At 41.0% G+C, this 24,258-nt stretch carries 18 protein-coding genes; 6 read left to right on the forward strand and 12 right to left on the reverse strand.

Features of this window, described 5'->3' with window-relative positions; translation table 11 throughout:
• Nucleotides 1-101: 101 nt before the first annotated feature.
• The 3 genes from HMPREF0833_RS06930 to malQ all read right to left on the reverse strand — a co-directional run bounded on the left by HMPREF0833_RS06930 (nt 102) and on the right by malQ (nt 6,784).
• Complete coding sequence (locus tag HMPREF0833_RS06930) at nt 102-2,369, reverse strand: YSIRK signal domain/LPXTG anchor domain surface protein (protein WP_013904326.1); 2,268 nt, start codon at nt 2,367-2,369, stop codon at nt 102-104.
• 592 nt (nt 2,370-2,961) lie between these two features.
• Nucleotides 2,962-5,220 (reverse strand): glycogen/starch/alpha-glucan family phosphorylase, encoded by a 2,259-nt coding sequence (gene glgP, locus HMPREF0833_RS06935; RefSeq protein ID WP_013904327.1) that lies wholly within the window; start codon nt 5,218-5,220, stop codon nt 2,962-2,964.
• Between the two features lie 46 nt (nt 5,221-5,266).
• Complete coding sequence (malQ, locus tag HMPREF0833_RS06940) at nt 5,267-6,784, reverse strand: 4-alpha-glucanotransferase (protein ID WP_013904328.1); 1,518 nt, start codon at nt 6,782-6,784, stop codon at nt 5,267-5,269.
• 447 nt (nt 6,785-7,231) lie between these two features.
• Between malQ and HMPREF0833_RS06945 the strand changes: the two genes are divergently transcribed.
• The 6 genes from HMPREF0833_RS06945 to pulA all read left to right on the forward strand — a co-directional run bounded on the left by HMPREF0833_RS06945 (nt 7,232) and on the right by pulA (nt 14,790).
• On the forward strand, nt 7,232-8,488 hold the full coding sequence (locus HMPREF0833_RS06945; RefSeq protein ID WP_013904329.1) for an extracellular solute-binding protein: 1,257 nt from the start codon (nt 7,232-7,234) through the stop codon (nt 8,486-8,488).
• 127 nt (nt 8,489-8,615) lie between these two features.
• The gene (locus HMPREF0833_RS06950; RefSeq protein ID WP_013904330.1) at nt 8,616-9,911 is read left to right on the forward strand and encodes a sugar ABC transporter permease; all 1,296 of its coding nucleotides are present in this window, start codon (nt 8,616-8,618) and stop codon (nt 9,909-9,911) included.
• A gap of 1 nt (nt 9,912) precedes the next feature.
• Complete coding sequence (locus HMPREF0833_RS06955) at nt 9,913-10,755, forward strand: sugar ABC transporter permease (RefSeq protein ID WP_041818389.1); 843 nt, start codon at nt 9,913-9,915, stop codon at nt 10,753-10,755.
• A 143-nt stretch (nt 10,756-10,898) separates the two neighbouring features.
• Nucleotides 10,899-11,711, forward strand: coding sequence for a DUF1189 family protein (locus HMPREF0833_RS06960; protein WP_013904332.1), 813 nt, complete (start codon nt 10,899-10,901; stop codon nt 11,709-11,711).
• Between the two features lie 11 nt (nt 11,712-11,722).
• Nucleotides 11,723-12,706: a LacI family DNA-binding transcriptional regulator gene (locus HMPREF0833_RS06965; RefSeq protein ID WP_013904333.1), complete on the forward strand. Its 984-nt coding sequence runs from the start codon at nt 11,723-11,725 to the stop codon at nt 12,704-12,706.
• An 8-nt stretch (nt 12,707-12,714) separates the two neighbouring features.
• Nucleotides 12,715-14,790 carry a type I pullulanase gene (pulA, locus tag HMPREF0833_RS06970; RefSeq protein WP_013904334.1) on the forward strand — a complete coding sequence of 692 codons (2,076 nt, stop codon included), beginning with the start codon at nt 12,715-12,717 and terminating at the stop codon, nt 14,788-14,790.
• Nucleotides 14,791-14,971: 181 nt separating this feature from the next.
• Here the strand turns inward: pulA and HMPREF0833_RS06975 are convergent, their stop codons facing one another.
• From HMPREF0833_RS06975 to HMPREF0833_RS07015, 9 genes are all read right to left on the reverse strand, one after another.
• On the reverse strand, nt 14,972-15,913 hold the full coding sequence (locus HMPREF0833_RS06975; RefSeq protein WP_013904335.1) for a YitT family protein: 942 nt from the start codon (nt 15,911-15,913) through the stop codon (nt 14,972-14,974).
• Between the two features lie 75 nt (nt 15,914-15,988).
• Complete coding sequence (gene aspS, locus HMPREF0833_RS06980; RefSeq protein ID WP_013904336.1) at nt 15,989-17,743, reverse strand: aspartate--tRNA ligase; 1,755 nt, start codon at nt 17,741-17,743, stop codon at nt 15,989-15,991.
• A gap of 97 nt (nt 17,744-17,840) precedes the next feature.
• Nucleotides 17,841-18,068 carry a hypothetical protein gene (locus tag HMPREF0833_RS06985; protein ID WP_041818390.1) on the reverse strand — a complete coding sequence of 76 codons (228 nt, stop codon included), beginning with the start codon at nt 18,066-18,068 and terminating at the stop codon, nt 17,841-17,843.
• A 252-nt stretch (nt 18,069-18,320) separates the two neighbouring features.
• Nucleotides 18,321-19,589: a D-alanyl-lipoteichoic acid biosynthesis protein DltD gene (gene dltD, locus HMPREF0833_RS06990; protein WP_013904338.1), complete on the reverse strand. Its 1,269-nt coding sequence runs from the start codon at nt 19,587-19,589 to the stop codon at nt 18,321-18,323.
• Nucleotides 19,582-19,821, reverse strand: coding sequence for a D-alanine--poly(phosphoribitol) ligase subunit DltC (dltC, locus tag HMPREF0833_RS06995; RefSeq protein ID WP_003002265.1), 240 nt, complete (start codon nt 19,819-19,821; stop codon nt 19,582-19,584). The genes dltD and dltC overlap by 8 nt, the downstream gene beginning before the upstream one ends.
• 15 nt (nt 19,822-19,836) lie before the next feature.
• Nucleotides 19,837-21,090: a D-alanyl-lipoteichoic acid biosynthesis protein DltB gene (gene dltB / locus HMPREF0833_RS07000; protein WP_003017621.1), complete on the reverse strand. Its 1,254-nt coding sequence runs from the start codon at nt 21,088-21,090 to the stop codon at nt 19,837-19,839.
• Nucleotides 21,087-22,637 (reverse strand): D-alanine--poly(phosphoribitol) ligase subunit DltA, encoded by a 1,551-nt coding sequence (gene dltA, locus HMPREF0833_RS07005; RefSeq protein WP_013904339.1) that lies wholly within the window; start codon nt 22,635-22,637, stop codon nt 21,087-21,089. Before dltA ends, dltB begins: the two co-directional genes overlap by 4 nt.
• An 18-nt stretch (nt 22,638-22,655) precedes the next feature.
• Nucleotides 22,656-22,784, reverse strand: coding sequence for a teichoic acid D-Ala incorporation-associated protein DltX (locus tag HMPREF0833_RS07010; protein ID WP_003002102.1), 129 nt, complete (start codon nt 22,782-22,784; stop codon nt 22,656-22,658).
• Nucleotides 22,785-22,953: 169 nt separating this feature from the next.
• Nucleotides 22,954-24,213 carry a S41 family peptidase gene (locus HMPREF0833_RS07015; protein WP_013904340.1) on the reverse strand — a complete coding sequence of 420 codons (1,260 nt, stop codon included), beginning with the start codon at nt 24,211-24,213 and terminating at the stop codon, nt 22,954-22,956.
• Nucleotides 24,214-24,258: the final 45 nt, after the last annotated feature.

Raw genomic sequence — 24,258 nt, forward strand, 5'->3', positions numbered from 1 at the left:
GTTCTTTTTCTCAACTATTTGGTCATCACTCTATCAAAAAAGCCAGAAGAGCTTGCCTTCTGACTTTCTTTATTTAGATGAATGAACGAAAGAAATAAGAATTAATCCTCTTTCTTCTTGCGAGCAAGACCTAGTCCGAACAATCCAGTCATCGCACCTGCAAGAACAGCTACAGTTGAGCTTTCTGTACCTGTATTTGGAAGCGCAGGTGTTTGTGGTTGTGCAGATTGTACGGGTTGTTCCGGAACTTCCGGAGTTGGTGGAACAATTGGTGTTGGTGGGGTATATGAAGTTGGTGTTGGTGGAATTTCTGTTTTCCTTACCACTTTGTTCTTATGCCATTTCACTCTAACTTCTGGTTTCACCGGTTTAGCATTTGGAACAACTTCCAAAGTCGGTGGAGTTGGAGCAGTGGGTGGAATTGGAGCAGTAGGCTTTTCAGGTTCTTTACCTGGATTTTTAGGAACTGCCACCTCTGAATTAATGGCAAACCAATAAACCGTCGGTTGTCCCATTGCATTTGCTCCATTTGCTGTAAATACAAGATGCCCGTCTAACATCTTAAGTCCTGCACCACCATAATAGAGATACTTCGAATCTGGATTGTCCCATCCTTCGAGGGCCGAAGAGGTCTCCCCATTAAACGCTGAACCATGTTCAATATATTGATTATCTTTCAGTGATTTCACTTCTTTGGTAGTAGGATCATAAGACACACTAGAATTCGGAATTGCGATATACTTATTATTTCCAATATTCACCGATTCTATATGTTCTAATGTTTCAAACTTTTTCTTCGGTGTAAAGGTTAGCTTTCCTGTTGTAGAATTAATAGTATAAACGCCAATAATATCATCTTTACCATTCAACGTATAGTTGTCTGTCCCAATATTGTGACCATTCCCAGTACCTGATACATTGACGCTTGTCGCATCGATAACTGTTTCTTCACTAACTACGAATTCACTTCCATTAAATGTTGTTTTCTGAGCTACAATTTTGATTGGATTTTCCGCAGAGATGGTTACCTCGGCAGATCCAAAGTCAGGGATCCCATTTTTTACAACAACCGCATTGTGTTCAATGCTCATCGATGACCCGTCTGCATAGGGGTTCCAAGTCCCACGAACCGTATTCCCATTCTTATCCTTAGCTTCCACTGTAAGAGCACGAGGTTTATCTCCACTTTCGACATAAGAAGCACCTGTCCAGTGATTCAACGAATTTAAAGCAACTATGGCATTGTGTTTAGTAAGATCAAACCGACGACCATTCCCATCATAAAATTCAACATCGACAGCAACCTTAACTGGTTTAAGTTTATTGGTCGAAGCACCGACCGTCAAAGTGACGGTTGGATCAGCACTCACAGCTGCGATTCCTTTCCCGTCATTTGAAGGAAGACTGATAATTTCATATCGATAAATTACACGTTTGATTGGATTTACATTCACATTTTCACGCATACTCGATTTATTTAAATTATCATAAGTAACTACAAATTTATCTCCCTCTCTAACAAGGATGTATTCCGTTTCCCTGTTTGTCCAAGGGCTTGTAGAAACGATATCCGAACTCATCAATTTATTTGAGTCATATTGATGTACATTGCTCGTATTTAGACGGGCTTGGGCATCTTTGGTAAGATAGGTATTAATTCCATCGATTTGATGGATCGCATTCGTTTCACGTTGGAAGGTTAAATCTTGAACAGTTTCTAAATTTTTGAGATCGCTAAACCCATTATCTTCCATGTAGCTGTCGTACATTTTCTTAGCAATCTTGTACTGTTTCAATAATTCTTGATATTGTGCTAATTTAGCTTGGTAAGAAAGAAAATCCAATTCATACTGCTCTCTCTTCTCGTTATAAGTAGCAAGTTCAGATTTGTATTTTGCTTCCGCTTCCGCATTTCTCTTTTCAATCAATGTAATTTCTTGAGTTTTTGCTTCATACTCTGCTTTTGCTTTTTTGTAGTTTTCGACTACTGTGTTGATTTCAGCTGTTTGAGCTTTATTATCTGCTTCGGCTGCTGCGATAGACGGTTGGACTTTTTCAGCTTCTTCTGTAACTGTCACACCTTCTGCAACTGCAGCTGCTTTTGCTTTTTCAAGTTCTGGTGATTCTACATATGTTGTCGTAACTGTTTTATTTCCTTCTGTCACAGTTGTAGACGTCAACTTAGAGCTTGCTACTGTATCTGTAGCGGTTACTTCAGTAGCCGGTCCCGTCTCCTCGTCAGCTTTTACTTCTGCTCCGTAAGTGTTTACAGTAGCCAATCCAGCAACGGCCAATGAAACAACACCGACTGATAATTTACGAATTGAAAATTTTTCTTGCTTCGAACACTGTTCACGATAGCTTTTCATTTTCAATATTCTCCTTTTTAGTCAAAAAATCTCACGGCAGGTGCAAAAAAATGCTACTACCAGTTAATTACATTGTATCACAATCAACTATTTTAAAAGATGTGTTAATATAATTTTTTATTTTACTCTAAATATATAGCGCTTTTATTTGCTAACATTTCCAATTTTTTCGTTGAAAATAAATGCACTATGTATTGAAAAAATAATGGATTTTCAAGGCATTTCCTCTGTTTTTTATTTTTAAAACTTTCACCACTAAACAAAGATAGGTACAATAAATGTTTATATTCCATCGGTAAAGAACAAACTCCAGAAACTTAAATTATGTAACTTTTTCCCTTATGTATTTTGCAGATTCAAAAAAAAAGACATCGTTAAAATTCCCATTTGATAGCCATTAGGTTTCATTTTTTATCTTTTTCCTTCAAACAAGAAAACCATTCTCAATTATGAGGAGCTTCTCAGTTTATTTGAAAAAAATGTCGTATCTCTATCTTCATCCTGTTGCACATCCCTAAAAGTTCACCAGTGGCCTCTCTCAAAGCTACAAAAAAGACCAAGATCTGAAGGACCTTGGTCTAACAACTAGTGATTAGTTTAAGTGCCAGATGTCTTCGTTGTACTGAGCGATCGTACGGTCAGATGAGAAGAATCCTGCTTTCGCAATGTTAACGATGACTTGATCCAACCATGCATCACGATCTTCGTAGTCAGCCAACATGCGTTCTTTAGTTACAATATAGTCTTCCAAATCAAGAAGAGTCATGAACCAGTCTTTGTTGATCAATTCATCGTGAAGACGAGTCAAGCGTTCTTTGTTCCCAACTGCAAGAACGGCATCGCTGACGATGAAGTCTACCAATGGTTTGATGGCTTCACGTTCATAGAAGTCTGCTGATTTGTATGCTGATTTGGCATAAAGATCGATAACAGTTTCTGAATCTTCACCGAAGATGTAGATGTTGTCACGTCCAACCAATTCAGCGATTTCCACGTTGGCTCCATCCATAGTACCAAGTGTCAATGCACCATTCAACATGAATTTCATGTTACCAGTACCTGAAGCTTCTTTCGAAGCAAGAGAGATTTGCTCAGAAATATCGCTAGCTGGGATCAAGTAGCTTGCAGCAGTTACGTTGTAGTTTTCTACCATAACAACTTGCAAGTGTGGAGCTACTGCTGGATCGTTTGCAATCACTTCAGACAAGCAAAGGATCAAGTGGATGATATCTTGTGCAATGGTGTAGGCAGGAGCTGCTTTACCACCAAAGAGAACAGTGATTGGGCGAGCAGGGATATTTCCAGCTTTGATGTCCAAGTATTTGTGGATCACATACAAAGCGTTCATTTGTTGACGTTTGTATTCGTGAAGACGTTTGATTTGGGTATCAAAGATAGAATTTGGATTGATTTCCACACCTTGATGGTCTTTCAAGAAACGAGCCAATTTCCGTTTGTTGTGAGACTTGATGTTTTCCAATTTTGCTTTGACTGCATCTTTATCTTCATAAGAAAGAAGGTCTTCCAATTTAGATGCGTCATGGTGCCAGTCACGTTCGAGGATATCATCCAAGTAGTGTGACAAGGTTGGGTTAGCGTGCATGAGCCAACGACGGAAAGTGATACCATTTGTTTTGTTGTTGAATTTTTCAGGGTAAATGTCGTAGAAGGCTTTCAACTCAGAATTCTTCAAGATTTCTGTGTGAAGTGCTGCTACCCCGTTTACGCTAAATCCATAGTGGATATCCATGTGTGCCATGTGTACGCGATCATTCTCATCGATGATTTGAACAGCTGGATCTTTGTATTCAGCGCGAACACGGCGGTCCAATTCTTCAATGATCGGAACCAAGTGAGGAACCACTTCTTGCAAGAAATCAAGAGGCCATTTTTCAAGGGCTTCCGCAAGGATTGTGTGGTTAGTGTAGGCCGTCATGCTACGAACGATAGAGATGGCTTCATCCATTCCAATACCACGTTCTGTCAAAAGACGGATCAATTCAGGGATGACCATTGATGGGTGAGTATCGTTGATTTGGACAACAGCATAGTCAGCAAGGTCATGCAAGTTGCTTCCTTTTTCGATGGCTTCGTCGATGATCAATTGTGCACCATTTGATACCATGAAGTATTGTTGGAAGATACGGAGCAATTCCCCTTGACGGTTACTATCATCTGGGTACAAGAAGAGGGTCAAGTTGCGAGCGATATCTGTCTTGTCAAAGTTAATACCATCTTCAATAATAGATGAATCAACTGAATCCAAGTCGAACAAACGCAAACGGTTCTTGGTATCAATCTTGTAACCAGGGACATCGATATCATAAAGGGTAGAAGTCAATGTGAAGTGTGCAAATGGCACTTTGTAGCTACGGCTTGAACGAACGAGCCAGCTTTGGTCAGTTAACCATGCGTTTGGAATGGTTTCTTGTTGGTTGTTTTTTAATACTTGTTGGAACAAACCAAAGTGGTAGTTCAAACCAACCCCATCCCCTGTCAAACCAAGGCTTGAGATAGAGTCGATAAAGCAGGCTGCCAAGCGTCCCAAACCACCGTTACCAAGTGATGGTTCCAATTCCACTTCTTCGACTTCGATCAAGTCTTTACCAGCATCTGACAATTCTTTTTTAACATCGTCGTAAAGACCCAAGTTGATCAAGTTATTAGACAAGAGTTTACCGATCAAGAACTCAGCTGAGATATAGTAAACTTTTTTCTTACCAGTATTTAATTTCTTTTGGGCACTTGCTTGCTTGGTGTAATTAAGCAAAGCAAGGTACAATTCTTCATTTGAACATTCTGCAATTGTTTTTTGATGATGGTCAATCACATATTTTTGTAATGATTCCATGTTGAGTGTCTCCTTTGTTTCAACAATTTTTTAATAGGGGGAAAGATTATTTTTCTGCTTTTTTAAAGTCTTTGTTTTCACGACGATAGATCGTTGTGAAATCAAGCAATTCTTGCTCAACAGCTGGAGTTAATTGATCCGCTGTCATTCGCCATGACCAGTTACCACCGAGAGTAGATGGGAAGTTCATCCGAGCTGAGCCATCTAACTCAAGCAAGTCTTGCATCGTAGCAATCGCCATGAAGCTGACGGAAGCAAAGACTGTGCGAAGCATAGCATGTGGGACAGATTCGTACTCTTTCCGGTTGGTATAACGAGCAAGGTACTCACGAGTTGGATCGTCGATTTCATTTCGGTACCATCCAAGAACTGTGTTGTTATCATGTGTTCCAGTGTACATCACAGAGTTGTTTGGTGCCAAGTGAGGGCTATCGATACTTTCATCGTCAGGATTGAAGGCAAATTGAAGAATCTTCATTCCTGGGAAGCCAGTACGTTCGCGAAGCTCGATGACTTCGTCTGTCATGAAGCCAAGGTCCTCAGCGATGATGTTCAAATCACCGAGCTCTTCCTTCACGGCTGCAAAGAGTTTGTAGCCAGGACCTTTGACCCATTTACCAGGTGCGGCAGTTTCAGAACCAGCTGGGATTTCCCAGTATGATTCGAAACCACGGAAGTGGTCGATCCGAACGATGTCATAGATCTTGAAGCTTTCACGCAAGCGTTCAATCCACCATTGGTAGCCATCTTTGTCCATTGCTTCCCAGTCATAGATTGGGTTCCCCCAAAGTTGACCAGTTGCTGAGAACTCATCTGGCGGGCATCCTGCAATGCAAGTTGCTTTTCCGTTTTCATCTGTTTTGAAGAGATGAGGATTAGCCCACATGTCGCTTGAATCTTCTGCTACATAGATTGGCATATCTCCCACAATTTCAATGTGGTGGTCGTTAGCATAAGCTTTCAAGGCCAACCATTGTTGGAAGAAGAAGAATTGAGTCACACGATGGTAAGTCAATTTATCAGCCAATTCTTCACGGTATTTAGCCAAAGCTTTTGGCTCACGCGCACGAATAGCTGCATCTGGCCACTCTGTCCAAGCTTTCAAATCAAAGTGTTCTTTAATAGCCATGTATTCTGCGAAGAGCTCCAACCAAGAAGCATTGGCTTCACAAAATTCTTGGAATTCTTTTTGATCACTTGATTTTAAGAAATTCGCAACTGCTTTTTCAAGCAAGGGACGACGTTGTTCGAAAACCTTTGCATAATCCACTTGAGTAGGATCTTGACCAAAGTCCACTCCTTTAAGGTCTGCTTCTGTTAACAAACCTTGCTCGATCAAAAGATCGAAATCAATAAAATGAGTGTTCCCAGCAAAAGCTGAGAAAGATTGGTATGGAGAATCTCCATAACTAGTTGTACCAAGCGGCAAGATTTGCCAGTAACGTTGCTTGGTTCGAACGAGGAAATCAACAAAATCATATGCTGATTGTCCGAATGATCCGATTCCGTATTGTCCAGGAAGGGAAGAAATGTGCATCAAAACACCACTTTGACGTTTTTTCATGGGTTACCACCTCTTTTTATTTCTTTGAAGCCTGCGATTCGGTGCACGGTATGGGTATCGTTGCAGAGTCGTATCCAGCTCTCAAGCGGCTCTACTCTTTGTTAAAAATCGAACAGGCGCAACTCAGTTTACGCAATTTTTGCGAAAACGTTTGCGTACCATGCCATTATAAACTTTTTCCATATTTTCTGCAAGGGGTTTCTTAAAAACTTTTTAACTTTTTTTCAGAGTGCCCTCATCCCTAGTGTATTCTTTCCTTTGGCTAATGTCAACAAAATAATCTATTTTATAGAAGAAAGTTCGGAATTAAAATATTTTTAAAAAATTTTTTCAAAAGCACTTGCAAACGTTTTCGTCTTGTGATATACTTAAGTCGTTTTAGGAAAACATTTGTCTAAAACGCTTTCTAATTATTATCTTTTTTTTATTCTTTAGGAGGAATAAATCATGAAACGTACAATTTTACGTAGTGCTGCTGTACTTGGTACAGTTGGTTTTGCCGGCTTCTTACTTGCTGCTTGTAGCAATAGCTCATCAGGTTCTTCTGAGGCAAGTAAAGAAATCAACGTCTATGTAGACAAAGGCTACAAATCTTATGTTGAAGAAGCTGCAAAAGCTTTTGAAAAAGAAAATGGCGTAAAAGTTAAAATCAAAACTGGTGATGCTCTTGGTGGATTGGATAACCTTTCCCTTGATAACCAATCTAAAAAAGCTCCAGACGTTATGATGGCACCATACGACCGTGTAGGTGGTCTTGGTAACGATGGTCAATTAGCTGAAGTGACATTAAACAAAGATAGCCATACAGATAAAACAACTGAAGCTCTTGTAACAAACGGTGGTAAAGTTTACGGTGCACCTGCCGTGATCGAAACTTTGGTTCTCTACTATAATAAAGACCTTGTAAGCGAAGCTCCAAAAACATTTGGTGACCTTGAAAATCTTGCAAAAGATAGCAAGTACGACTTCGCTAGCGAACCTGGTAAAACAACTGCCTTCTTAGCTGACTGGACAAACTTCTACTACACTTACGGTTTACTTTCAGGTAACGGCGGTTATGTATTTGGTAAAGACGGTACAGATCCTAAAGATATTGGATTGAACAACCAAGGTTCTGTCGATAGTATCGAATATGCAAAAACTTGGTATGCTAAATGGCCAAAAGGTATGCAAGATAGAAAAGGTGCTCCTAACTTCATCCAAACACAATTCCAAGAAGGAAAAACAGCTGCTATCATCGATGGTCCTTGGAAAGCTGCTTCATTGAAAGAAGCTAAAGTAAACTACGGTGTCGCAACAATTCCAACCCTTCCAAACGGAAAAGCATACTCTGCCTTTGGTGGTGGTAAAGCTTGGGTTATCCCTTCAGGTGCGAAAAACCTTGACGGCGCTCAAAAATTCATTGACTACTTGACAAGCACTGATCAACAAAAAGCTTTGTTTGACAAGACCAATGAAGTTCCTGCTAACACAGAAGCTCGTAAATATGCGGTTAGCAAAAACGATGAATTGACAACTGCCGTTGTTGATCAATTCAAGAACGCTCAACCAATGCCAAATATCTCAGAAATGAGTGCTGTTTGGGATCCAGCTGCTACTATGCTTTTCGATGCTGTAAGTGGTAAAAAATCTGCAAAAGCATCTGCTGACGATGCAGTGAAATTGATTAAAGAAACCATCGAACAAAAATTCGGTAGCAAATAAGACAGTTTTTAGGTGTGAGTAAGAGGTTGGAGACAAAGTCCCAACCTCTTATGTTCAATTTTCAAGCACAACTTACTGTCTGACTTGTCTTCTTGCTCTCTAGCAAGGACATTATAAGGAGATTTGAATGACTACAGAACAAAACCCAAAAAAGGCTATGTGCCTCTCTTTGATCCCGGGTCTTGGGCAAATTTATAACAAACAAAAAGCTAAAGGCTATATTTTTCTTGCAGTGACTGCTCTCTTTCTCGTTTACTTCATTGGAATTGGAGCTGGAGAATTATCGAAGTTAGTCACACTTGGAACCGTTCGTGGACAAGATAATTCCCTCTTTATCTTGATTCGTGGGGCCTTCCACTTGATCATCACTGTTGTTTACTTCCTATTTTACGCCTTAAATATTAAGGATGCTGGAACAGTTGCTAAACGCATCAACAATGGGATTACCGTTCCAAAAACCTTGAAAGATATGGTTCATGCGATCTATGAAAATGGGTTCCCTTATCTTTTGATTATCCCTTCTTATATCGCTATGACCTTTGCGATTATCTTCCCAGTTTTGGTTACCTTGATGATCGCCTTTACCAACTATGACTTCAAACATACCGCACCAACAACCTTGTTGGATTGGATCGGGTTCCAAAACTTCACTAACATGTGGACCTTGAGTACCTTCCGTTCAGCCTTTACATCTGTTCTTGGCTGGACCTTGATTTGGGCTCTCGCAGCATCAACTCTTCAAATTGTACTCGGTATTTTGACAGCCATTGTGGCAAACCAACCATTCGTAAAAGGAAAACGAATCTTTGGGGTTATCTTCTTGCTTCCTTGGGCTGTTCCAGCCTTCATCACTATCCTTACATTCTCAAATATGTTTAACGATAGTGTCGGTGCCATCAACGCCCAAGTTATCCCATTGTTTGCAAAGATCTTCCCATTCTTAGATGGTGTCTTGATTCCTTGGAAGACAGATCCTACTTGGACAAAAATCGCTTTGATTATGATGCAAGGTTGGCTTGGCTTCCCTTATATCTACGTCTTGACTTTGGGGATTCTTCAATCGATTCCAAACGATCTTTACGAAGCTGCTTATATTGATGGTGCCAATGGTTGGCAAAAATTCCGCAACATCACTTTCCCAATGATTATGGCTGTTGCAGCACCAACCTTGATCAGTCAATACACCTTCAACTTTAACAACTTCTCCATCATTTACTTGTTTAACGATGGGGGACCCGGTTCTGTCGGAGGAAATGCTGGATCTACAGATATCTTGATTTCTTGGATCTATAAGTTGACAACTAATACTTCTCCTCAATATTCAATGGCCGCAGCGGTAACCTTGATTATCTCTGTGATCGTGATCTCAATCTCAATGATTGCCTTCAAGAAACTACATGCATTTGATATGGAGGATGTATAAAATGAAAAATTCAGTTCAATTTAAACGCCGCCTCAATCATTTCTTGACTTACCTGTACATGGTGGTTCTTTCAATCATCATTATCTACCCGCTGTTGATTACGATCTTATCAGCCTTCAAGTCAGGGAACGTCAGTGCCTTTACACTTGATTTTAGTGGCAATCTTAGTTTTGATAACTTCTCAAAACTTTTCTCTGAAACTCCTTATGGCACTTGGTATATGAATACCTTGATCATCGCGATTATTACGATGGTGGTACAAACCAGCATTGTCACCTTCGCAGGTTATGCCTATAGTCGTTACAACTTCTTAGCGCGTAAGCAAAGTTTGGTCTTCTTCTTGATCATCCAAATGGTCCCAACTATGGCAGCCCTCACAGCCTTCTTCGTTATGGCTTTGATGCTGAATGCCTTGAACCAACCTTGGTTCTTGATCTTCCTTTATGTTGGTGGTGGTATTCCAATGAATGCTTGGTTGATGAAGGGTTACTTCGATACCGTTCCAATCTCACTTGATGAATCTGCTAAATTGGATGGTGCAGGACACTTCCGTCGCTTCTGGCAAATTGTCCTTCCACTTGTTCGTCCAATGATTGCCGTTCAAGCACTTTGGGCTTTCATGGGTCCTTTCGGAGACTATATCTTGTCTAAATTCTTGCTTCGTGATGAAGTGAACTATACTGTAGCCGTTGGTCTTCAAACCTTTATCAGTGACCAAAAAGATCAAAAAATCGCCTTCTTTGCAGCCGGTGCTATTTTGATCGCGGTTCCAATCTGTATCCTATTCTTCTTCCTACAAAAGAACTTTGTTTCAGGCTTGACAGCTGGTGGGGATAAAGGATAAAATAGAACCTTATTTCAAACACATTTTATTTTTAAGTTAAGGGTAGTATGGTGGATGCTTTACTACCCTTCGTTAAGAATAAAATCAATCAAAGAGATTCCTCTTTGCATCTCTGATTCTCTTATGTTTAGAAAGGTCATCTCATGCCCTATCCTTTTAATTATTTCGCAAGTATCTTCAATTTCCGCTCTTCTTTTGCAAACCGCAAAAAGCTGAGTTGGTTCCAAATGATTTTTACTTCTTTCTTTCTGATTTCTGTCACACTATTACCAGTGGCTCTTCAAAACGCTCAACTCAAAACCTATCCCTTAACAACCTTTGTCAGCGATGTGTTTGATCCCTTATCAAATGACGTCATGAAAGATATCCAAGAACACGTCGTGATCAAAGACCAAGAGCTCACCTATACAGGAACTAGCCCTGTACACAAGACTTCAAAAGGACAGGTTGTCTTGGGCCAAGAAGCAAAGGCGAGTGAAGGCAAGGAGTTAACCCTCCATTTTGGTCGAAAACAGTTGATCATCTCAAAAGAAAATAAAGAACTCGCTACCGTCTCATACCAGGCTATCAATCAAGAGAGCCTCCGGGATAAAAAAAGCTTCACTCAAGCTATCTCTAGCGATTGGTTCCGTGAAAATCGACTCCCTGTCAGTCTCTTTCTCGTGATTTTCTCTGGCTTCTTATCGACAGTCAATTATTTGATTCTCATCGTAGGGGCATCTTTCTTCCTCTACTTGACACGAAAATCTCGACTCTTTTCACTACAAACTTTCAAGGAATGTTTCAATTGTATTCTGAATTGCTTGGGACTCCCTATTTTACTGAGTGTCTTCATCAGTTTACTATTCCATCAAGTATTTACTACGACGATCATGATCCAAAATGTCTTATTTGTACTCTATCTTGCTATGGTATTTTATAAGACCCACTTCCGTGATCCAGACTATCACCGCTAGGAGGTTTTCTCATGCGTGTTACCATCAAAGATGTGGCGAAACTCGCTGGCGTCGCGCCTTCAACTGTCACGCGCGTCATCCAAAACAAATCCACGATTAGTGATGAAACAAAAAAACGTGTCCGTGAGGCCATGGTCGAATTGGACTACCATCCCAATCTTAATGCTCGCAGCCTTGTCAGCCAATCTAGTCAAGTCATTGCTTTGGTCCTACCAATCGACAGTGACGTCTTCTACCAGAATCCTTTCTTCCCAACTGTTTTAAGAGGGATTACCCAGATCGCGTCAGACAATGATTATGCCATCCAAATCTGTACGGGGCAAAATGAAGAACGGCGGCTCGACAACCTCAAACAACTCATCTACGGAAATCGTGTAGATGGTTTGATTTTCCTTTATTCCAACCCGAATGATCCCCTCGTTGAATTTGCGATCAAAGACAAGTTCCCCTTCCTCATTCTCGGAAAGGCAGCTTCACCTTTTGTATCGCTAGTGGATAATGATAATATCAAGGCTGCATTTGATGCGACGGATTATTTCATTCAACAAAACTACCGAAAAATTGCTTTTATCGGGGGAAACAAAGAACTGTTCGTATCTCAAGACCGCTACGAAGGTTATAAAGAAGCCCTCCAAAAAGCAGGGATTCCTCTCGATGAAAAACTGGTTCATTTCTCATTTGGTTTTATGTTGGAAGACAATTCTTATCAAATGATGGAGAGCCTTCCCCTAGCAGAGTTAGATGCCATCATGACAACCGATATTCTCGTTGCTGAAGGGGTGCGCCAATACCTATTAGAACACCAGCTGACAATCCCGATTATTTCCTTTGATTCGATTAAGCCACGACTCGATATTGAAGCCTATATTGACATCAATGCAGTGGAACTCGGACGTGAGTCTGTTCGGACAATTCTACAAATTATCAAGGATCACAAAGAAGGAAAAACCGTTTGCTACCGTCAATTGATTGACCATACCATTACGAAACTCTAGGAGTCTTTATGTCTACATTTACTGCTTATTTAGATGACCAAGACCTCATTCGTATCCAAAAGGGAGAGGAGCATATCCTTCCTTTTTATTTGAAAACGAACCAAGGTCATCTTGCCTTAATCCCTGTCAAAACGTCAAGTGCAGCGACTGACACAGGAGACTATTTCTTAAGCCCTATTCCACTTGAACTCGGAGAAGAGTACACCATCTACGATGCTACTGGAAATTCTTCTATACTCCACTATCGAAACATCGTTCGCAAACCCATTTTCGATCAAACCTTCACCTATAGTGGAGAGGATCTAGGAAGTTTCTACACACCAAGTCAGACGCAATTTAAATTCTGGGCACCCATTTCTCAAAATGTGACCCTCCATATTGAGGATCGTATGTATCCAATGACCCGTACAGAAAACGGTGTCTGGGAACTCATGCTCAAAGGGGATTGGGAAGGAACTGCCTACCACTATGAGTTTCGTGTCAATGGCCTAGAACGTCGGATTCATGATCCCTATGCTCTATCCTCTTTAGCGAACTCTGGAGATAGCTTCGTCATCGACCGGAAGAAGATCACACGTCCTATCAGGCGTGCCACTCGTCAATTAGACCCAACAGAAGCAATCATCTACGAGATGAGCGTTCGGGATTTCTCTGCCCAGAAAGAGGCTGGCTTTAAACATCCGGGTAAGTTCAAAGGCTTGACAGAGTCGCCCCAACTCAATGGTGAGATCCTTGGATTTGATTACCTTCAAAAACTGGGCATTACCCATGTACAGTTACTTCCTGTCTATGATTTCGGTAGTGTCGATGAAGAGGATCAATGGAAATCCTACAACTGGGGTTATGATCCTGTCCAATACAATGTTCCAGAAGGAAGCTATGCGAGTGATCCTAACGATCCTTATGCGCGAATCCTAGAGCTCCAAGACACTATTGACACTTATCACCAGGCTAATCTGAGTGTCATCATGGATGTAGTATACAATCACGTCTACCAGGCAGATGAGTACGCTTTTGAACAGATCGTTCCTGGTTATTTCTACCGTTATAATGCAGAGGGAGAGCGGACCAATGGAACCTTCTGTGGAAATGACGTAGCAAGTGAACGCTCCATGGTGAGACAGTATATCAAGCAATCCCTCAAACAATGGGTTTCCCTCTACGGCTTTGATGGGTTTCGCTTTGATTTGATGGGAATCCTAGACATTCAAACCATGACAGAGATTGCAGAAGAACTCCGTGAAATCTATCCTAACATCTATCTCTATGGGGAAGGGTGGAAGATGGATACGGGCCTCTCTGAAGATCAGCTCGCTCACCAGTATAATTCGAAACGATTACCAGCCTTTGGCTTTTTCAGTGATAACTTCCGGGATACGGTCAAGAGAACACTTGTAGCCGGTCACCGTCGTGAGAGTCAACATCCTGCAAATGATTTTGCTAACATCCTAACAGCAAATGTTGGTAAAGTAAGGCCTGCTCATTTCACCCAACCTCAACAAGCCATTCAATACGTCGAATGCCATGATAATGCAACTGTTTTTGATTATTTCCAACTTGAAAGGGAAGAAATTCGCCTAGAGGAGCGAAAAGCTCTCTCACGCCTCGCTCTTCATCTGGTATTATTATCCCAAGGAGTACCTTTTATCCATGCTGGCCAAGAACGTTACCGCACAAAAGGGCTCGAAGACAACACCTACAACTTGCCAGATAGTCTCAACCAATTGGACTGGACATCCCTTTCAAAATGCCAAGAAGAAATTTCTTTTCTTGAAGAATTGATTGCTTATCGAAAATCACAGCCACTCCTTCGTTTGAAAAAAGGGCAAGAGATTCGAGACTACTGTGATGTCAAATGGTTGTCTGACCATCATTTTATCTACACGATTGAGAAAGATCGTGAAAAAATAACGATTCTTGTCAATATCAGTGATCAAGAACAGACCTATCAACATCCGAGCGATAGTCAGCTGCTATTTGCTTATCCTCATGCCAACCTCCAAGCGCCTATTCCTAAAGGAAAGAAACTTTCTATTCCTGCCCATAGTTGGCTCCTTCTCCGCGAAACTAAATCAACAAAATAAGAGGCTGGGACAAAAGTCCTAGCCTCTCAATTATTTTTGGATTGTCGAGCAAGACGCAGTGGTTGAGTGGGCTCTACTACGCTGATTTCATCAGCTTTTACAGCCCTACTCAACTGTGCGGAGGTGGGATGACGAAATCGAATTCTAACGAATTACCGATTTCTGTCCCACTCTCTTATTTTTATTCTTCTGTTTCTACAAAGCGTCCAATGATATGAACGTTTTCTGAAATGGTGATAAAAGCTTGAGGATCAGCTTTTTTCATAATATATTTGAATTCATTAAACTCTGCACGCGTAATAACTGTCAGCAGAACCGCTTTTTCCTGATGGTTATAGGTTCCCTCTGCATTGTGGATAATGGTTGCTCCACGATGCAATTTTTTATGAATCTTTTCAATAATGGCATCCGGCTGGCTCGTTACGATCATTGCCTGCATCCGTTTTTGCTTGGTAAAGACAGCATCCGTTACTCGACTCGATACGAAGATGGGAATCATAGAGTAAAGAGCATACTTCCAACCAAAGGTCAGACCAGCGATCAACATAATGGTCCCATTGACCAAAAAGGAGATGCTGCCGACATTCTTTCCTGTCCGTTTTCGAATCGTCAAACTGACAATATCCGTTCCTCCACTGGAAATGTTGTTCCGAAGAGCAAAACCAATCCCTGTTCCCATGACAACCCCACCAAATAGGGCATTCATGATCGGATCGTTGGTCAACGTAATCACTGGCACGAACTGAATAAAGAGGGAACTCATCGAAACCGTAATAAAGGTAAAGATGGTAAATTTATGGCCAATTTGATACCAAGCCACAATCATCAAAGGGATATTGATGGCATAAAAGGTTAAGGAAACGGGAATCGTAAAGCCAATAAAGCGTTGGCTCAGAACAGATAAAATCTGAGCTAGACCTGTTGCACCGCTGGAGTATACATGTCCTGGTTGAAAGAAGAAGTTGACGGCAATCGCTGATAGAAAACCATACAGCAAGGAAGCTGACACTTTTTCATCGTATTTCTCACGGGAGATGCTCTTCAGCACGCGCAATAATTTAATGTTATAAGCTAGTCGCCGCACATGATAGCGAAATAGCTTATGAAAGCGAATTTTTTTCATTTTCAATCCATCGATTAGAAGAAAAGGAAAATCTTAGAGCAACTGATTCCTAGACTCTCCCTTTTCTCTCTTGTCCTATTCTTGCTCTGCTACTTCTACTTGAAGATTTAACTCATCCAATTGCTTTTCAGAAACGACAGAAGGAGCTTGTGTCATTGGATCTGTCGCCTTGTTATTCTTAGGAAAGGCAATGACTTCCCGAATATTATCTTCACCTGCAAGAAGCATCACGAAGCGGTCCAAACCAATCGCCAATCCTCCATGTGGTGGGAAACCATAATCCATTGCTTCCAACAAGAAACCAAATTGTTCATTGGCAGCTTCTTTTGTAAATCCAAGTGCCTTAAACATCCGTTCTTGTAAATCTTTATGATTAATCCGTAGGCTTCCTCCACCTAATTCATAGCCATTTAAGACGATATCATAGGCAATTGCTCGAACTTTTGAAAGATCTCCTTCCAATTCATGCTCTGTTTCAGCTTGTGGGAGTGTAAATGGATGGTGAGCAGACATATAACGGCCTTCTTCTTCAGACCATTCAAACATTGGCCAATCCACTACCCAAAGGAAGTTGTATTGATTGTTGTCAATCAAGTCAAGCTCTTTCGCAAGACGAACACGCAAAGCACCAAGCGTTGCATTGGCTACTTCAAGAGTATCTGCTACAAAGAGAACTAGATCTTTGTCTTCTAACTGTAAAGCAGCTGTCAAGTCACTTGTCAAGTCTGTCAAGAACTTCGCAACAGGACCGTTCAAAGTACCCTCAGCATATTTCACCCAAGCAAGACCTTTTGCACCGTATTGCTTCGCAACTTCTGTCAATTTATCGATGTCTTTACGAGAGTAATGATCCGCTGCACCTTTGACAACAATCGCCTTAACTGTTGGAGCTTCTGAAAAGACTTTAAAGTCTACACCCTTGACAAGATCTGTCAAGTCTTGAAGCAACATTTCAAAACGTGTATCTGGTTTATCTGAACCATACAAGGCCATGGCATCATCATAATTCATCCGTGGGAATGGGAGTGTTACTTCAATTCCCTTGGTTTCTTTCATAACACGGGCAATCAAGCCTTCTGTGATATCTTGGATTTCTTGATCACTCAAGAAAGAGGTTTCCAAGTCGACCTGTGTAAACTCAGGTTGACGGTCTCCACGTAAATCCTCATCACGGAAACACTTCACGATTTGATAATAGCGGTCAAATCCAGCATTCATCAACAATTGTTTTGTAATCTGAGGACTTTGTGGAAGGGCATAGAAATGACCCTTATTGACACGAGAAGGAACCAGGTAGTCACGTGCTCCTTCTGGAGTTGACTTAGAAAGAAACGGTGTTTCCACATCAATAAATTCTAATTCATCTAAGTAATTGCGGATCGAATGAGTTACTTTTGCACGGAGTTTGAGATTTTCCAACATCTCAGGACGACGAAGGTCTAAGTAGCGGTAACGAAGACGGGTATCATCATTGGCTTCAATTCCGTCCTTGATTTCAAATGGTGTTGTTTTAGCAGTATTAAGAACCGTAATAGCTTCTACCTTGAGTTCTACTGCTCCAGTTGGCAAGTTCGGATTAGCTTGTTCACGAGCTTCCACAAGACCTGTCACTTCTACAACATATTCACTACGGATGCTTTCAGCTGTAGCCATCACTTCTGCACTAACTGTTTCTGGATTGATCACCAATTGCATGATTCCTTCGCGGTCGCGTAGATCGATAAAGATCAAACCACCCAAGTCACGACGACGGCTAACCCATCCTTTCAAGGTAATATGAGTTCCAATGTGTTCTTCACGAACACGTCCAGCATACATTGAACGTTTCATTTCTAATTAATCTCCAAACTAATATTCTTCCTTCTATTTTACCATAAAGACCAACAGAAAGTGGCCTTTAGCTCAACTTTTTCAGTCAGCAACTTCTTTAGTTATCGTGGCTGACTTCTTCCTTCTTTTTGGGATCATCGTAGAGAGTGGGTGCTAGCACCTTCATTAAAGTCGCTGTCCCAAATCGCAAGACAGCTGCTGCTAGTCCAAAAATAGGGGATAGGTAGCGGAAAAAGAAATCTCCCCTAAGTGCGTAGGTCATGCCACCCACAATAAAAAAGATCACAATTCCCTGAACGATTGCGTAAAACCAAATTTTTTTCACACTATTTCTCCTTTTCACAAACTAGCTGACTTATCCACTGTTTTTTATTACTTATCCACAAAAATGTGGATAACTTTAACCTGTTTTCCCCTCAAAAGAGGAAGTTTCATCAGCATCAGGACTTGCTTTCACCCATTTACAAGTAAGTTTCCCACAGCCTGTGGGTAACTCTCTTGCTTATTTGTGACTTTCTCGTCACTTTCCTCACAAATCAAGGAGCCAGGATTCGATCCTGCCCCCTTTGATCAAGCATTATTTAAATTCGTCCGGTGTCCCTTTATATTGGGCCCAGTCTTTACTGAAGAAGCGATCATTTAGATGGTAAGTTGGTGCTTTTTCAGCCTTTGTGACAAAGGGATTGACCGCTTTATCAAAGGCTAGCCAACCATTCCATCCCATATGAATCGTGTCTTCCATAAAATAGGACTGATCACCATCTTTAGAAAAGTCTGCAATATTAGTAAAACCTTGACTTTCCAATTGGTAACGAATCTTTTGAACAGCCTGTTCATACATGTCTTGGCTCAAGCCTGTGTATTTCATCCATTTGGCATTAACTGGAGGAATGACAAAGATAACATTGGTCCGAGATTTAGCAAACTGGTCTAGAACCAATTGCAAGTCATTGTACTCTGGAGATTGAACATAGGATTCGTTTTTTTGGAAACCTTTTAGTTTCTTCAACTTCATTTTTAAACGGGTATTGTAAAAATGATTGCTGATCCCAAGGTCGTTGTTATTGGTTTTGACTTTTGCTTCAGCCGTTGCAATTTCTTCCAATTTCTCATATGAGAATTGATCTGGTAAATCTTGTAGACGTTTTTTGACCTTCTTATCGTAATTCCCGTTTGTACGCGTTGCAAGATTACTAAACAAAGCATCTTCGCGTTGGACAAGGTGGGAAACAAGCTGGTTCAAAGACTGATCAAATCTGGAAATTTTCTTTCCTTGAGAAATATTCGTTACAACACTTTGAAAGGCGACATTTGGATACTGTTGTAACAGACGCTTTGCAGCATACTGGGATGCAGCATCCTGTTGGTGATTTGCAATAAAGCTATTCAACTGATCGCTATTAAAGAATTGTTGAAAGGCAGAGGAATCATAGCCCTTCTTAGTGAACCATTGCGGAGAAACTACATAAACAGCTGTATTGTCCTTGAGTTCTGGCAAAATCTGTTGCATCCCAAAATACTGGTTCAAAGAAGCCGCACCACGTTCTCCTAAAAAGTAGGGTCTGTAATTGCGGTCATATTTTTCAGCCAAAACTGCTGGATGCACCACATCAAAACGCAACCATTCACTTGAGCCGAAATAAGGAACAAAGCGATGCTGTGGATCCGAAAGTGCTTCTTGCTTCTTTGTACGACTCTTGAAGCCTTCTGCATTCAGACTAACCGCAGCTTTTTTCTCTTCAGTATAGTTGTGCTTATGATTGATTGGATAAAAGAATAATAAAGCTGCTACCATGAGGAGCGCGCAAAATACGGGCCCTAAAATCAGCCACAAACGCTTAAGCATTCTGAAGCTCCGTTACACCTTCTACGATCTTGTTAGCAGTATTCCAATCATCGCGTCCAAATTCAGATACAGGAACACGGATTCCAAAGCGATTTTCCAGTTCCACAATCAATTCGACTGTTCCCATACTATCAAGGACACCCGCATCAAAGAGATCCTCATCCATCATGTCTGAGACATCTTCCATAAACAATTCGTCAATAATTTCAATTACTTGTGATTTTACATCCATTTTTCTATACTCCTTTTATTTCAATTTTGGAAACCATTGTTGATCCAAGAATCCTGAGAAAATCAGGAAGGACAGCATTACCGTGTTAAAGGTGATAAAGATCCCTAAAGCTTTGGTCCAACGATTGTCCGGTATAGGATCCAATCCTTTTGCTTTTCTTTCTTTATTGATGGTCTTTTTCTTGCGAATCCAAGCATCATTGATAACCAGTCCAAGCCCATGGAAGAGCCCATAAGCGATGTAGTACCAGGTCACCCCGTGCCAGAAGCCCATGACCAACATATTGATAATATAGGCAACATTTGAGGTGGTAATCCGGCTCTTGAATACTTTATTGCGCATCAATACCATCACGAGACGCATAAATACAAAATCACGGAACCAGAAAGATAAACTCATATGCCAACGATTCCAGAATTCCTTTAAGTCACGTGATTTAAAGGGACGATCAAAGTTGATGGGACTTTTAATCCCCATCAGATTGGAAGCTGCTAAAGCAAACATCGAATAGCCCGCGAAGTCAAAGAAGAGGTCAAAGCCATAGACATACATGACTCCCAGCGTTCCGATATTGAAGAATCCACCTTGAGACAAGGCATAGGTCTGCACATGACCTAACAATAAGTGGCCAAAAATATGAGCTAGGATAAATTTGTAAAGGAAGCCATACATGATATACTTAACAGCTTGCTCCAACATATCCAATAATTCTTCACGCTCAGGAATGGCTTTATAATCCTCATTAAAACGCTTGAAACGATCAATCGGCCCACTTGAGAAGGTCGGCATAAAGAGCATGAAGCGTAAGAATTCCCAGAGTGTGAATTCTTTCAAGACACCATCTCGCATTTCGATGATCATTCCGACAGCCCGGAAAGTTAAATACGAAATCCCTAAAAATCCAAACAAGGATTGGTGCCCATTCTTGATCGCTGGCTCCACCTTAACAAAGATCAGGGGCAAGACAGACAAGAAGGAATGAAGATAGAAAATCCACTTATTGTCCGCTTTCTGACGATAAATCTTGTAGGAATACACAATCAAGATTTGCCAGACTACGTAAAAGAGCAGGGCATAAATTTGCTTGAGATTCGAACCTGTCAGCATCAAAATGATAAAGATCAGACTCACAAGTCCTTCATATACCGGAAATCTCTTTTTGAAAAAGAGGCCCACAAAGATCGGCAAAAAAGCTAGAATGAGGTAGATAAAATAGATCGGTGTTCCATAGTGTTCTAAATGAGGGAGCTGTTTCAAAAACTCGATCATCGGTTGTTAACCTCGCTAATCAACCCTTTGATGTCGATTTTCCCGTTTGGTGTTAATGGCAGGTTGTCACGATAGAGGAATTTTGAAGGCATCATATAAGACATCATGATGTTTTCTAAATCTTCCTTAATAGCTTTCGTGATATCAATTTCGCGCTCAAATTGTTCTTTGACGCCCTCTTTTAAGATGACATAGGCCAAGAGATTTTGGACCTTGTGATCTTTATTATAACGCGGTACTGCGACTGCTGAGTCAATATACTTCGATTTATTCAAGTTTTGAGAGACATCCTCTAGCTCGATACGATAACCGTTAAACTTAATTTGGAAGTCCATCCGTCCACCGTAGAGAAGGAGACCTTCATCCGTCATGGTTCCGACATCTCCCGTATGGTAGGCTGGAAGACCTTCAAATTCGAAGAAGGCTTCTGCTGTTTTCTCTGGATTATTCATATAACCTTTTGAAACGGCTGGGCCAGATACGATAATCTCCCCTTGCTCACCATTTGGCAATTTGTTACCTGCCTCATCAATGATGAAGGTTGGAGAATCTTCTTTGGTATAACCAATTGGTAGACGTTTCAAAGTAGCTAACATCTCATCTGTTACGGCTACAGCCGAAAGAGCTACAGTTGCTTCCGTTGGGCCGTAGGCATTGATGATGCGTGCATTTGGGAAACGCTCACGCAATTTCTGAGCCGTTTTAACGGTCAACTCTTCCCCATCAAAGTAGAAATGGGTGATTCCTGGCATCTTTTCAGCATTGAAATCCTCAGACAACATGGCCATATCTGCGAAAGATGGTGTTGAAGTCCAGATAGCAATCGGAAGAGAAAAGATCGTCGCAAAGAGTTGTTTGAAGTCTTGAGTGATAGCTGATGGAAGGGCGAAAAGCGTTCCTCCAAGAGCTAAGGTCGGTGCCCAGTACATGACAGACAAGTCAAAGGAATAGGGCGGTTGCGCCAACATTTGCGGACGCTCTGGCGTTGCAAATTCCTTGTCCGTAATCATCCAGTTGGTAAAGCTGAGCAAGTTATCGTGCGAAATTTGCACCCCTTTTGGCTTTCCGGTTGTCCCTGAGGTAAAGATGATGTAGTAGTTATCATCCCCTTTGACTGGATGTTGCAAGTCATAGGCATGCTGAGCCGCATAAGCTTCACGCACTTGCTCCAAAGACATGATTGGAGCAGCTGGGTTTTCCAATGGAAATTCATTGATGGCAATAATCAAGCTTGGCTCTGCTACTTCAACAATGGCAGACACGCGCTCCAAGGCAGAGTGGCTATCAATTGGGATATAGGCATGGCCAGATTTTGTCAAGGCCACAAAGGTTGCTAACATTTCATATTCTTGTCCACCAAAGACCACTACAGGTGACTTTTCAGGAAGTCCCATTTGGTCAAGGTGGGCAGCCAAGCTATCTGAATCAGCCTTCAATTGGCCATAGGTATGCTCCTCACCAAGGACATTGTAAACCGGATAGTCTGGTTGTAGTTGCGCATAACGTTCAATTGTCTCGATCATATCAGTAATTGGTTGGTTTGACACGGCTAGGAGTCTCCTTTTCTAAAATTCGTTGTAGATAAAGCCACCCTGACCTTGACCAAGGTAACTAAAGAAATAAAGTAGGGCTAGGAAAATGGCGAAATACAAGACCGTCTGCCCGATAAATTTATAAAGTGTTTTATGTTTCATAAGTTTCACTCTTCATTTTGGTTGTTACTCACTATTTTACCATTTTTTATACCAAGTAAGCAATTTTAAACATAGTGAGAATGTGGTAGAAAACGTTATCATTTCAGATCATTCAAGCCGTCTAACAAAAGTATTTTTCTTTAATCAGTTTTCTGGTTGAAATCTTATTCTATTTCACAGTCCCCTGATGAATCAACTCTAGACACTTGTCCAGATCCACGTCTCTTTCAAAATGGGTAGGTGTCCAAGGAATCTCTATATCTGGTAGAACACCCTGATCCGTCATTCCTTTACCTTGATCCACGCTTAAACAGCGAGAAGTGGGAAACATTAAACAAAAATTATCATAATCAACCGTACAACAATTAGAGTAGTCTAGAATTCCGAGAGTTGGTCGACCCACCACCGTTACCTTCTTAAACTGCTTCATCATATGGACGAAATTATCTCCAGAAGAAGCGCAGTAGATATCTGACAAGATAAAGATCTGTTCAGGATAGTGACTTCCTCTGACCTCTGGGAAAAATTCCTCGCTTTCTTCCTTATACGGTACATAGCCTTCTCCCCGATGGCGGAGCAAATCCTCTCTCATATCTTCAAGCAGCTTAACTGTTTCAGGACTAATTTCTTCCTGTTGCATCCAGTTCTCAAAGTCTTTCAAGCGCAGGTCAACATTTCGCTCCGTGTAGAGAATTTCCATGCCATCATCATCCCAATCAATGCCTTCATAGCCCTGATCCTTCTCTAAACCTAGATGCAATAGAGGGATATATAAAGAATCTGTCCCTCCTCCGTTCTGTCGGACATCAATGAGAAGAAACTTGATTTCCGTCATCATCGGTAAACACTCTTGATATACCCGACTAATAGCTTTCTCATCCATAAAGTTATCCAGACGAAGATAAAGAATCTCATCGTCTAATCGTTTCCAAAAAATATGATCCTGGATCGGTTCTCGACTGGGTACTACTTCAATGGACTTTTCTATCCCTTCTCGAAGCAGGGTGACACTAGTTGACTGAGAGACCAAATCTGCCCATTCTCTATAATGTCTTTCGGGGTTCTTGCTAATAAAATAGTCTTTATGAAGAGAAGCTATCTGATCCAAGTCACTCCCATCCAGACCTAGGATCTGATCTCCTACTTGAAGACCAGTATCTTCATTAGCTTCCTCAACATACAATTTCTGTCCATTTATTCTCAAAAGAAACCCTTTTTGACTGGCTTTTTTATCTCGAAAGGAAACATGCCCGATCACCCCAAAACTAGCTAGGTAAGTCTTGACTTGATAGAGAAAGGCATCATCTGTCATATCATCTGTAATGTTTTCTCGAAAAGGCTCTGGATCGCATCCTTTTCGATCCTTGATGGTAGATGAATCATGGGTCATAATAGAGACGACATCTTCAAAAATAGCAGTCTTTTTCATAAAGGATTCCTTCAATTTTTTAGAAACAGTATACCACTTTTTCTT

Origin of the sequence: Streptococcus parasanguinis ATCC 15912 (genome assembly GCF_000164675.2) — a bacterium.
GTDB lineage: Bacteria > Bacillota > Bacilli > Lactobacillales > Streptococcaceae > Streptococcus > Streptococcus parasanguinis.